The following is an 11,263-nucleotide window of genomic DNA, read 5'->3' as shown; positions in this document are numbered from 1 at the left end:
TCAATTTCGATCTTATATTAAAATCAATTGTCTTTAGCTGTGACGGATGGCTCTACTACGAAACACTTTCATCCACGTCGAGCTGTTGTTCCATTTTCGCTTGGCTGATTGCTGAACGAGAATGTAAATACTTTATCTGATATTTCTGTACCTTGCTGGTAATACTGTTCACTCCGTTCTTAGCTTCAATGTCGAGGCTATATACGGTATTAAATTTGCTGGTAAGGTCCAGCTTGATGTTCGGCGGACATAATGTAATCCCTTGAACTTTGAGCAACTCAAGTGCAACGAAGAGTGGTTCAATCAATTCCGGCCCCGACATTTCCCCAAACATGTTATCCGTAATTAATAACCCAGGTGAATCATCCTCATTCTGCTCTTTTAGAAGCATACAGTCTTAGGCAGCAATTCCGCATACTGGTATTGGTAACTTTTATTGTAAATTTTTATAATAGTCCTCATATTCGAACATTATGAAGCTGTAAATTCATTATTTAGTTAGGGTTTACTCGTGAAACAAAAGAAAAATCACACAATCGATCCCAAACTGGGAACTCATCTGTGATCTTGCTTTCTTGAATATTTTCCTTTGGCTTGTCTGTTTATTTCATGTAGAATCACATTTCAATTACGATGAAATGATACCACTCACTGGACTTACCATCTTTCAATCTGTTATTTTTTCAATATCCTTATGTTTTTTTGAATAATAAATCTCTGAGCACCACTTAATTTGAGGCTCTCTATTCTTCTCATAAATTTTTATTAGTTGGTTTAAAACAAAAATCTTTTGTACAATATTTTCACTGAAAAAGTTGAGCTGTCGATTATAAAAATTAATATCCTTTTGATAAGGGTGGCGATCCTTTTGGTTCCTCTCATATACATCAAGAAGCTGAATATGTAAATTATATATATCTTTATAATTAATCTTAATCTCCTCCCTTTTTATTTTCATCATCAGTATACCCGTATATCAAACGAAATAGACAATTTACATCAATATAATATTTCTCAGAAATTAATAAACAAAATGAAATAACAGATGGGTACTTTTTCATCCTAGCTTAACAAATACAATCTAAAAACAGGTTTGCTAATTATCTAAATATCCTCAAAAGCTAAAGACAAACTTTGTCTGAGTATCGACGGATGTATCTTCCAAAAAGCAGAAAGAGATTTGAATGAGGGTAACACTTTCCCAAAAATGGGTTATCATTTCACCTGCCATCCATAACGTAAAAACAGCCCCGAAATAAAGAGCTTTCATCGAGACTGTTTACTTTAGATATTAAATTGTCCTGTAGGTAAGAATGTATATAAATTTTATTATAGCCGAGCAAAGGTAATTTTCCCTTAGATAATGTTTGTCTCACTTCTTGTTATAAAAAATGGCTGTCCTTTTTCACCATAAAATAAGATAATTTAGATCAATCTTAACAGATAATTTTGATTTTACTTAGTCTTTATTCCCGTTTTCACTGGGTTTTCGGGGATATTGACTGTCTCATTTAGATGATATAAACAGTCTCATTTAGTATTATAAATTGTCTCAATTGATGTTAACCCACAACAGGAATTATTTTAGTTTAAAAGTTTCGTTTCGTTGTCTCATCGTCTCAAATAATAGCACCGTAGAAGCCATAGCTGCGTTCAGTGATTCCGCTTGCCCCTGCATCGGAATGAATACCGACTCATCCACCATGCGCGCGGTAGCAGCAGAAATCCCTTGGCCTTCGTTTCCGATTACAAGCCAAGTGGAAGCGCGCAAATCTATGGCATAGCATGACAAGCTCGCATCCAGTGAGGTGCTGAGCAAGCGGGCACCTTTACTTTTAGCCTGCGGTAAAAGCTCCTCCAGGCTGCCTTCAATCACCGGCAGGTGAAACAACGATCCCATCGTGGAGCGGATCGTTTTGGGATTGTACAGGTCGGCGCAGCCATGACCCAATATTACGCCTGCGGCTCCAGCAGCGTCCGCGCTGCGGATGATGGTGCCTACATTGCCGGGGTCCTGCACCCCGTCCAGCACCATCACCAGTGCATCCGGCTGCTCCAGCAATGCCGGGAATGCACTGCGCTCCTCCTTACGCACGATGGCAAAGACCGACTGCGGCGTCTTCGTATCGGTGCATTTTGCAATGACCGCCGCTGACACGGGAACCCATTCCACCGGCTGGTCGGCTGGATCTAGGCCATTCAGCTCAGCGGGAATGCCCTTGTCCAAATCATAGGCGACGGTTTCGACAGCCGCGTCCGAACGCAGCGCTTCCTGCACCAGATGAATACCCTCGACAATATATTTATGCTGCCGTGTGCGATGCTTTTTCTCCAGCAGTTGCGCCCACTCTTTTACACGTGCGTTATTCGGTGAAATGATTTCCATTCGTTTAACCTTCCATTTCTTTGTCCGTTTCTTAAAAATAAATAATGTATCACTTCACTTGTACTTGAACATCAAGCCTTCATTAGGCTGCAAATGCCAACTCCAGCTTGGTCAGATCATCCTTGTGGCCCACAATGACCAGTACATCACCCGGCTCCAGACGATCTTCGGCATAAGGTGAAATGTTCATTTCCTGATTTCTGCGAATCGCCATCACATTACAGCCGAAGCGTGCGCGTATGTCGAGCTCTTTGAGATTTTTTCCAATCATGGAATCGGCGGCTCTCATCTCCAAAATACTGTAGTCCTTGGACAGCTCGATATAATCCAAAATGTTGGGAGATGTCAAATGATGGGCTACCCGCAACCCCATATCCCGTTCAGGATAAACGACTTTATCCGCACCTATTTTTTGCAGCACTTTCCCATGCAGTTCATTTTGTGCCTTGACCACAAGAGCGGGTACGCCCATGTCCTTGAGAATCAATGTCGTCAGAATACTGGCCTGTATATCTTCACCAATCGCAACTACGATTACGTCAAAATTACGGATACCCAGCGCTCGCAGCGCTTCCTCATCCGTCGAGTCGGCAGACACCGCATGCGTCACAATATTCGACATTTCCTGTGTACGCTGCTCGTCCGAGTCAATAGCCAGCACATCAAAACCCATCTCACTCAGCGCACTGGCAACACTGGAACCAAAACGGCCCATACCAATGACCGCATACTGTTTTTTTGCCATTCCTTCTTTACCTCCCGATCACCATACTGTCCGTCATAGTATAGCATATCATGCTACAAACATAAATTTTGACATACTTATGCCAAATGCTTCTCCATGTATACTGGACAACAGCCCAAGCCATAATACATTCGACCACTACTACAACATACGGGAGGTACACATGCCCATTACAATGGATTTACGACAAGCAATTGTTCACAAAGTACACGGCAAATCAGAAGCTGATCTTACGGACATGATTATTGGGTCAGTGGACGGACCGGAGGCCGCTTTGCCTGGGTTGGGTGTCATTCTTGAAATTGCTTGGAAGCATATGAGTCCAAACCAGCAGCACGATTTCGTCCACTTGGCACATGAACAAATCGATAAAATCAAACCCGTACCCTTAACCTAGCTCTAGCTATTTAACATTTGGTTCCGATTTAATTGTGCTCATTATTTTACCCGTATTCGAAAATGAGAATAGTCCACTCGCATTAACATCGAGTGGACTATTCGTGGTATACACTAAATGACCGAGATTAAACTGTTCTGCTTATTCAATCTTATGGAGCCATTTCTAAGAACTTAGCTGTCGGATTTTTCTCCATAGCCGTACGCATCGCATACTCGTTTTCGAACAAGGCGACATAATTGCCTTTCTTATCCTTTACCAGCGTAGAGTTAATACGGAACTTGCTTGGGTCAATCTGTTCATCCACAATCCATCGAGCAAATTGGAACGGCATACGTTGAAGCTGTACATCAACTCCATATTCACCCTTCATGCGATACTCAAATACTTCAAATTGCAGTTGGCCGACGACACCCAGTAGCGTATCGTCAAAGCTTACCGTACGAAACACCTGAATCATACCTTCCTCGGTCAACTGGTCAATACCTTTCAGATACTGCTTGTGCTTCAAAGCATTTTTCACCGTTACCTTGGCAAAAATCTCAGGCGAGAAGGTCGGCAATTCATCAAATATAACCTCGCTACCTTGACTGAGTGAATCACCAATACGGAAAATACCCGGGTCAAATAATCCTATAATATCGCCAGGAAAAGCCTCCTCGACAATATCACGGTCCTGTGCCAGGAACTGCTGTGGCTGAGACAGCTTAATCTCCTTGCCCATCCGTACATGCTTAACACTCATCCCGCGTTGAAACTTACCGGAGACAATACGCAAAAATGCAATACGGTCACGGTGAGCCGGGTTCATGTTCGCTTGAATTTTAAATACATAGCCGGTAAACTTTTCGTTTGTTGGCTCAATTTCCCCAGCTGTACTACGGCGCGGCTCCGGTTTAGGAGCAAGCTGAAGGAAGTTTTCCAAAAATGTTTGTACACCAAAATTATTAATCGCACTGCCGAAGAATACAGGTGTTAATTCTCCGCGCTGTACTTTCTCCATGTCAAAAGGGTCACCCGCGACGTCAAGCAACTCCAAGTCTTGGCATAATTGGTCATGCAAATATTCGCCCGCCATCTCACGAATGATCGGATCATTGTAATCTTCCACTTTCTGTACTTTGATCGTGGAATGGTCATCTCCCTGAAACAGCTCGACCTGATTTTTGACACGGTCATAGACACCGCACAGCTCGCGTCCTGTACCAATCGGCCAATTCATAGGCACCGAACGGATGCCAAGCACCTGCTCCAGCTCCTCCATCAAATCAAAAGGACTGCGTCCCTCACGATCCAGTTTGTTAATGAAGGTGAAAATCGGAATTCCACGCTTCGCACAAACTTGAAACAGCTTAATCGTTTGCGCTTCCACACCTTTCGCTACGTCAATCAGCATGACTGCACTATCTGCTGCTGTTAATGTACGATACGTGTCTTCACTGAAATCCTGGTGACCTGGGGTGTCCAGAATGTTGATGCGGTGACCATTATAATCAAATTGCATTACTGAGGATGTTACAGAAATCCCCCGCTGTTTTTCAATCTCCATCCAGTCACTCGTGGCGTGTTTGCTTGCTTTACGTGCTTTAACTGAACCCGCAAGACGAATCGCGCCCCCAAACAGCAGCAGCTTTTCCGTCAGTGTCGTTTTACCCGCATCCGGGTGAGAAATAATCGCAAACGTACGCCGTTTGTCGACTTCCTGTTGAAGTATATCTGTTGTTTTACTCATTTCACATATCCCTTCATGATCAAATCCATTGCATTACTGCTCAAGCTATTCATAAAAAGGCCATGATGCACGCCTGTTTTCATAAGTTCATCGGCTCTATCGGCTACATTGCCGTTAGCTCCAGTATTCGGCGTACTCCGTTACCATATTCATTATAAATACGATCTATTTACATGTTTTAGCCTGCCTTTAACTTATAATCAGTTGCAAACTGAAAACCTGAGACTAAGCTATTATAGCACACTCCGAACGCAAAGCATCCCCTTACGTCCTGAACAGGACATAGGGGGATGCTGGACAAATCGGGATTACTGAACGCCGCCTACTCGCCAGATGACATTATCTTCATCCTGACCGCTAACCGGCCACCACTTGAAGCCATCCTGCTCCAATAGCTTGTGAGCACCTTCCGGTCCCCATGAGCCTGCAGCATAGGTTTCCAGCGTATCCGGGGTCTGCTGCCATGCTTTGGCGATTCGATCGACGAATCCCCATGCCGTGGCAACCTCATCCCAACGCGTGAAGTACGTCGAATCACCCTCAATCGCATCCATCAACAACCGTTCATAAGCCTCCGGTGAGTTGATACCCACCATACAGCTTTGGCAAAAATCCATAGCTAGTGGCTCAATATCTGATTCCGAACCAGGTTTCTTGGCATTGATTTTAATGTAAATGCCCTCCATGGGATTGACCCGAATCACGAGCAAGTTCGGTTCCAGCTTATGCTTTTGACCGAGGTACACGTTCGTTGGCATGCTCTTAAATTCCACAACAATCTCCGTTGTTTTTACAGGGAGACGTTTGCCCGTACGAATATAGAACGGTACGCCAGACCAACGGAAATTATCAACAAACACGCGTGAAGCAAAATAAGTCTCTGTGTTCGACTGTGGATCAACCTTGTCTTCTTGGCGATACCCCGGCAACTGCTGACCGCGATAACTGCCTTCGGTGTATTGACCACGCACCACATTGGTTTTCACATCCTCAGACGTTTCAAAAGGGCGCAGCGAACGCAGCACTTTTACCTTTTCATCACGGATATCCTCAGGCAACAAGCGACTAGGTGGCTCCATCGCAATCATCGTTAGCATTTGCAACATATGGTTCTGTCCCATATCCCGCAAGGCGCCGGAATGGTCGTAGTAACCTCCTCGTTCCTCCACCCCTACCGTTTCACTAAGCGTAATTTGCACATTGGCAATATGCTTATTATTCCACAGTGGTTCAAAGAAGGCATTCGCAAAGCGAATCACCTCAATATTTTGTACCATTTCCTTGCCAAGATAGTGATCAATCCGATAAATTTCTTCTTCGGCAAATACTTCTCGTATTTCAACGTTCAATTCTTGTGCAGATTCGAGGTTATAACCGAATGGCTTCTCAATTACTAGGCGATTCCAGCCTTTTCCATCCATCATGCCGCCATCTTTCAAGCTCTTCGACACGCTTCCGAATAATTCAGGAGCCAAGGCCAAATAAAACAACCGATTTCCCGGTATGTTAAACTTGCTTTCTATAGACTCCGTCTGCTGTCTCAGCTCATGGAACCCTTCGACATTGTTGATATCCAGCGATTTATATTCAAAATGCTCGGCAAATGCCTGCCATTCTTGATCATTTTCTGCTTTGTAGCGACTAAACTCCTGTATGGAAGCATACAGGTCATTACGGAATTCTTCCTCTGTGCGCGGACGCCTTGCTACACCAATAACGGCAAAATCTTCAGCAAGCTTGCCTTCGCGGTACAAGCTGTAAATAGCAGGAAAAAGCTTGCGACGAGCCAAATCGCCCGTAGCGCCAAAAATAAACAGAACTGCGCCTTGCGTCACAACAGATTCTTTAGCAGGTATGTCAGCCATGAAGTACCTCATTCTTCCCATGTCAAGATTCCGCAATCCACAATCCCCGAAATCCGCATGTAGTATTGTGTATATTTATACAAGATCATACTTGATTTTCGAAAAACATGGAACTAAAGATTTGATGATATTTTATCATATCCTACATGGATAAGCTATCCGATGAATCATAAATTTACCTTATAAGTCAGTATTCAATCGTGATGAGCGGGAAACCGAGCGTTATACGTGTATTCTGCTGCTCCCTATCTTCATGTACAGCCATCTGCATCTGGACCTGATGCTCACCGCTTTGAATCATTAACGGCAGCTCTGGAGCTTCATAGGATATAGCCACAGTAGTCGCATCCGTATATCTTTCTTTGGCCTGCATGGAGATGTTCTCTGCTAAGCTCGCCTCTGTCAGTTTCAACAGTTGATCTTTGGATTCCTTTGTATGCAGCGAACGCTGAAGGGCTGTGTTCCACTGCGCTTGAATCCCCATAGATTTTAATTGCTCAGCACAAAGCTTATGAAGCTGAATCAACCGCTCACGTCCTGCATTATTACTCTCCAGTTGAACAACTACATACCATTGTCCAGTTTGACGTTCCATCACATTTAAGCGGATTCTTAGATCCTCACTATGACGAACAGAACGATAAACCGTGTGTCCATTTTCTACGAGTTTGTTTACTGTGGGTATATTCAGCTGATCGGCTATCTGTGCCGCCACATCTGCCGGCTCTTCATGGTTAGAAATCCAATCGCCTTGCCACTTCACAACCAGCTTATCCAACGTACCCGGGGTCTGATCCGAGATGATTAACAATGAGCGTAAAGCCGTTTCTGCCTCGCGGGAGTCATTTCGGTTTGTCTGAAGGGTTCCGTAACGCCAGCCAGCTAGTACCAGCACCGTTCCTAATACCAAAATTGCAATAATCCCCTTTTTAATCAGCTCTGCTTTTAACATTATCGTTCCCCCCGCTCCACAACCATCCGATTCCCACACCTACGCTCTGGATACTTTCTTTTTCGGCTGGATTGAAATCTATGAATCTATCAATAGCATTCCCATTGTCAGAGGTTTTATACACACAGCACTACGGCCAAGCCCTTCTAAAATATTCATCTGCCTACTGGGTGTTCGACCATACATCGTAGGCACCGTAAGAATAGACTATGATCACAATGCATCATACACCAAAAGAGGTGAAATCATGTTTCCGATTTATCCTGTAAATGAAGCCAATGTGGCACCTCATGGTGGACGTCTGGTCTGTGCCGTTATGCGTGATGGTACACGACACATCGGCATCTTAAGTGGGTGTAGCAAAGGCAAGCTGATGTTGAACGGATATCCACCTTCTTTTCCTGGCAGTCTTTATGCCGGGAGCTACAGTAACAAAGGAAAACAATCCCCCAAAAAGAATTCCTCTAAAAAGAAAAAAAGGAATCCTACAAACAAAGCTCGTAGCTCTGCCAAACTAAATGCCTTAATTAAGCCGCCCAACGCACCTCTGAGTCCATCCTTTCTTTATGACGCAGGCGGCTTTGCTGGAAAGGGCTATAGTAATTATGGAAATGGTAGAACAGGCTATCGCGGTGGGTACGGCGGATATGGATACGGGGCAGGGCTTGCACTTGATCTGGCTTTAATCGCCTTTTTATTCCTCCTGATCTAAACAACTTGTTATGGAACACAAAAAAACCGGAGGACTATTGTCGTCTCCGGTTCTTTGTATTCGTTTATTCTACTTCTACTCTGCTAATCCGTTCTTATAGGCATAGATTGCCGCCTGTGTACGGTCTTCCACTCCTAATTTAGCGAGAAGGTTCGTGACATGGAATTTTACCGTCTTAATCCCGATAATCAGCTCATCTGCGATATCCTGGTTAGACTTCCCTTGTGCCAACAGGCGAAGCACCTCCATCTCACGATCAGTCAGCTCCGTATGCGCGGGTGCCTCAGCCTGTGGCTGGCGGAATCGATTCATCATCTTGGAGGCCACCTGTGACTCTAGTACGGACTGTCCGCGTGCAGCTGCACGGATGGCATCCGCTATCTCGGAAGCACGAGACGTTTTGAGCAAGTAGCTGAATGCCCCTGCCTCAATGACCGGATACATTTTCTCATCGTCCAAATAACTCGTCAGCACAATCACCTTGGTCTCTGGAAGCAGGCGAGTTACTTGGCGTGTCGTTTCGATGCCATCCATGCCATCCATGACTAGATCCATCAAAATCACATTTGGCTTGTATTCAGAAGCCAACCGTATGCCTTCTTCTCCGCTTCCGGCCTCGCCGACCACTTCAATACCTTCTTCCGTCCCCAGCACCGCCGCAAGACCAATCCGTACCATTTCATGGTCGTCTACCAGCAGTACGCTAATCGGTAATTCCGTTTCCATGATCATCGTTCCTTCCGCTTTCATCATTAATAACTGGCACGGACACCTCGATCCGTGTTCCTTTTCCCGGAGCCGTTATATACTGAATAGCTCCCCCAATCTCACTGACCCGCTCCTGCATTGTGGATAATCCATATGAAGTCTGCTTTTTCTCATCCAGTTCAAAACCAATACCGTTGTCCCGAATCGTCAGCCTGATGGAATCTGGACGTTGCACGATACGAATTTCCATACGGGTTGCTTTGGCATGACGCAATGTATTAGACATCGCTTCCTGAACAATACGAAACAAGTGGTTCTCAATGCCTTTAACCAACTGTACTCCGCTTTCAATCTCAAAATCAATCTCCATCGGTACCTTTGCCTGCAACTCTTGTACCAAATCACGCAAACCCTGCTCAAGCCGTTTCCCTTCCAGATAGACAGGCCGCAGATGAAGTAGTAACGCCCGCATTTCGGATTGTGCCACGGAAGACATTTCTTCAATTAGCGCAACTTGACGCTGCGCTTTATCAAAATCCTTATCCAGTGTCCTCCCCACAGCCGTTGCCGTCATTGAAATAGCAAATAATTGCTGTGATACGGCGTCATGCAACTCTCTGGCCAGCCGCTGCCGCTCCTCCACAATCGCAGTCATCCGTGCCTGTTCTGCCAGCTGAGCATTATCCGTAGATAAGCGTTGTAAAGACGTAACTTGTTCCTGCCATTTACGCCCAATCCGTTCCAGCTGCTCACCCAGCCTGCCAAGCTCATCATGCCCTAGGGGCGGCAACTCACGTGCTGGCGTTCCCTTTTCCCACATCAGCAACGTCTCTCTCAACATTTCCAGTCTGCTTTTAAAGCGGTAACTTTCATAAAATCCGTACATTGCCCCTGTACCAATCAACACCAATATAACGGCTCCTGCAACTTTCAATATCATTCCCCAGGTTGGGAACGACTTCACATATCCATATGTATACAGCATATAAAAGACAACTACGCCCACAACAACACACAGGAGGATACCTTCACCCATACTGCGGGTTACCATGTTGGACGTTTTTTTATGATTCATCCCGGCTCCTCCTGATTCAATAAAATCGGACGCGGACATCGCCCGCCAAGTACGAAACGACAAACTTCACTTTATACTCACTCTGCTCAAAATGGGGAGACTTCCAAACCAGTCGATTGAGCATCCCCGCCTCATGATCCCGGTCAAACTGAATCTGTCCGAACAATATGAACATCTCCACCTCTACACCGTAATTATCCGGTAGGGTGATGTCAATGTCACCGAAGATCCCCTGCAAAAATATGACGGGCTCACGTTCCTCTGGGAGAGCCAACGTCAGGTCGGCATCCACGTCCCCAACCACATGCCATATGCTTGTGCTGCGCAGGCTCCAAGGCACTTCATCCCATTTATGATTGGATATAAAATTGTGCTTGAATATGGAGCTTTGACCTTTATGCAGCTTCCTTGAACGTGAATAGAATACAGCTAATGATGCTAGTGTAACTACCACAAACAGGAACAAATGATCCAGTACTAACAGTCCAGCACCAATCGCGAGCATCGTGTAGCCCTTTTTGATTTTGGAATTGCGGATCTTATATATTCCGGCCAACATTAGGATCAGTGCAACCACGGAGAGGAACCCAATCCACTGACCGAATAAAATGATAATCCCGATGCCAATCCCTGCCAGTGCCAAGGCCGATTTTCTTCTCTCCATGCTGCACCCCCTTTTTGTTTATACAGG

Annotated in this window: 11 protein-coding genes and 1 pseudogene; 2 read left to right on the top strand and 10 right to left on the bottom strand. The window is 45.0% G+C overall.

Annotation, left to right across the window (positions count from 1 at the left end; genetic code table 11):
• Positions 1 to 55: 55 nt before the first annotated feature.
• The 4 genes and pseudogenes from JOD82_RS16710 to JOD82_RS16695 all read right to left on the bottom strand — a co-directional run.
• Positions 56 to 391 (bottom strand): hypothetical protein, encoded by a 336-nt coding sequence (locus tag JOD82_RS16710; protein ID WP_209940430.1) that lies wholly within the window; start codon positions 389 to 391, stop codon positions 56 to 58.
• Between the two features lie 276 nt (positions 392 to 667).
• Positions 668 to 961, bottom strand: a complete 294-nt coding sequence (locus tag JOD82_RS16705; protein ID WP_209940431.1) for a hypothetical protein — start codon at positions 959 to 961, stop codon at positions 668 to 670.
• Between the two features lie 618 nt (positions 962 to 1,579).
• Positions 1,580 to 2,386 (bottom strand): TrmH family RNA methyltransferase, encoded by an 807-nt coding sequence (locus tag JOD82_RS16700; RefSeq protein WP_209949692.1) that lies wholly within the window; start codon positions 2,384 to 2,386, stop codon positions 1,580 to 1,582.
• 82 nt (positions 2,387 to 2,468) lie between these two features.
• Positions 2,469 to 3,134: pseudogene (locus tag JOD82_RS16695) on the bottom strand (potassium channel family protein); the annotation flags it as partial.
• A gap of 160 nt (positions 3,135 to 3,294) precedes the next feature.
• Here JOD82_RS16695 and JOD82_RS16690 point away from each other — a divergent pair.
• Positions 3,295 to 3,528 carry a small acid-soluble spore protein SspI gene (locus JOD82_RS16690; protein WP_016819939.1) on the top strand — a complete coding sequence of 78 codons (234 nt, stop codon included), beginning with the start codon at positions 3,295 to 3,297 and terminating at the stop codon, positions 3,526 to 3,528.
• A 151-nt stretch (positions 3,529 to 3,679) separates the two neighbouring features.
• On the opposite strand, the gene JOD82_RS16685 is transcribed toward JOD82_RS16690, so the two are convergent.
• The 3 genes from JOD82_RS16685 to JOD82_RS16675 all read right to left on the bottom strand — a co-directional run bounded on the left by JOD82_RS16685 (position 3,680) and on the right by JOD82_RS16675 (position 8,077).
• A complete protein-coding gene (locus tag JOD82_RS16685; RefSeq protein WP_209949691.1) occupies positions 3,680 to 5,260 on the bottom strand; it encodes a peptide chain release factor 3 in 1,581 nt (526 codons plus the stop codon).
• Positions 5,261 to 5,568: 308 nt separating this feature from the next.
• A complete protein-coding gene (gene zwf / locus JOD82_RS16680; protein WP_209949690.1) occupies positions 5,569 to 7,125 on the bottom strand; it encodes a glucose-6-phosphate dehydrogenase in 1,557 nt (518 codons plus the stop codon).
• A gap of 187 nt (positions 7,126 to 7,312) precedes the next feature.
• Entirely contained in the window at positions 7,313 to 8,077 is a 765-nt protein-coding gene (locus tag JOD82_RS16675) for a YwmB family TATA-box binding protein (protein ID WP_209949689.1), read from the bottom strand.
• Positions 8,078 to 8,324: 247 nt separating this feature from the next.
• Between JOD82_RS16675 and JOD82_RS16670 the strand changes: the two genes are divergently transcribed.
• Complete coding sequence (locus tag JOD82_RS16670; protein WP_209949688.1) at positions 8,325 to 8,789, top strand: hypothetical protein; 465 nt, start codon at positions 8,325 to 8,327, stop codon at positions 8,787 to 8,789.
• Positions 8,790 to 8,864: 75 nt separating this feature from the next.
• Here the strand turns inward: JOD82_RS16670 and JOD82_RS16665 are convergent, their stop codons facing one another.
• From JOD82_RS16665 to liaF, 3 genes are read right to left on the bottom strand one after another with little or no spacing between them, the layout of a single operon-like run.
• Complete coding sequence (locus JOD82_RS16665) at positions 8,865 to 9,515, bottom strand: response regulator (RefSeq protein ID WP_013372995.1); 651 nt, start codon at positions 9,513 to 9,515, stop codon at positions 8,865 to 8,867.
• On the bottom strand, positions 9,493 to 10,572 hold the full coding sequence (locus tag JOD82_RS16660; protein WP_023990236.1) for a sensor histidine kinase: 1,080 nt from the start codon (positions 10,570 to 10,572) through the stop codon (positions 9,493 to 9,495). The genes JOD82_RS16665 and JOD82_RS16660 overlap by 23 nt, the downstream gene beginning before the upstream one ends.
• A 16-nt stretch (positions 10,573 to 10,588) precedes the next feature.
• Positions 10,589 to 11,236: a cell wall-active antibiotics response protein LiaF gene (gene liaF / locus JOD82_RS16655; RefSeq protein WP_061829897.1), complete on the bottom strand. Its 648-nt coding sequence runs from the start codon at positions 11,234 to 11,236 to the stop codon at positions 10,589 to 10,591.
• Positions 11,237 to 11,263 lie beyond the last annotated feature (27 nt).

The organism is Paenibacillus sp. 1182 (assembly GCF_017833915.1).
Taxonomy (GTDB): domain Bacteria; phylum Bacillota; class Bacilli; order Paenibacillales; family Paenibacillaceae; genus Paenibacillus; species Paenibacillus polymyxa_D.
Note: the sequence above shows the minus strand (reverse complement) of the source record. Positions and strands in the feature narration are given on the sequence as shown.

Bases quoted from the DNA above. Each gene is read 5' to 3' on its own strand.
- JOD82_RS16710 (WP_209940430.1), bottom strand. From the start codon at position 391: ATGCTTCTAAAAGAGCAGAATGAGGATGATTCACCTGGGTTATTAATT.
- JOD82_RS16705 (WP_209940431.1), bottom strand. From the start codon at position 961: ATGATGAAAATAAAAAGGGAGGAGATTAAGATTAATTATAAAGATATA.
- JOD82_RS16700 (WP_209949692.1), bottom strand. From the start codon at position 2,386: ATGGAAATCATTTCACCGAATAACGCACGTGTAAAAGAGTGGGCGCAA.
- JOD82_RS16690 (WP_016819939.1), top strand. From the start codon at position 3,295: ATGCCCATTACAATGGATTTACGACAAGCAATTGTTCACAAAGTACAC.
- JOD82_RS16685 (WP_209949691.1), bottom strand. From the start codon at position 5,260: ATGAGTAAAACAACAGATATACTTCAACAGGAAGTCGACAAACGGCGT.
- zwf (WP_209949690.1), bottom strand. From the start codon at position 7,125: ATGGCTGACATACCTGCTAAAGAATCTGTTGTGACGCAAGGCGCAGTT.
- JOD82_RS16675 (WP_209949689.1), bottom strand. From the start codon at position 8,077: ATGTTAAAAGCAGAGCTGATTAAAAAGGGGATTATTGCAATTTTGGTA.
- JOD82_RS16670 (WP_209949688.1), top strand. From the start codon at position 8,325: ATGTTTCCGATTTATCCTGTAAATGAAGCCAATGTGGCACCTCATGGT.
- JOD82_RS16665 (WP_013372995.1), bottom strand. From the start codon at position 9,515: ATGGAAACGGAATTACCGATTAGCGTACTGCTGGTAGACGACCATGAA.
- JOD82_RS16660 (WP_023990236.1), bottom strand. From the start codon at position 10,572: ATGAATCATAAAAAAACGTCCAACATGGTAACCCGCAGTATGGGTGAA.
- liaF (WP_061829897.1), bottom strand. From the start codon at position 11,236: ATGGAGAGAAGAAAATCGGCCTTGGCACTGGCAGGGATTGGCATCGGG.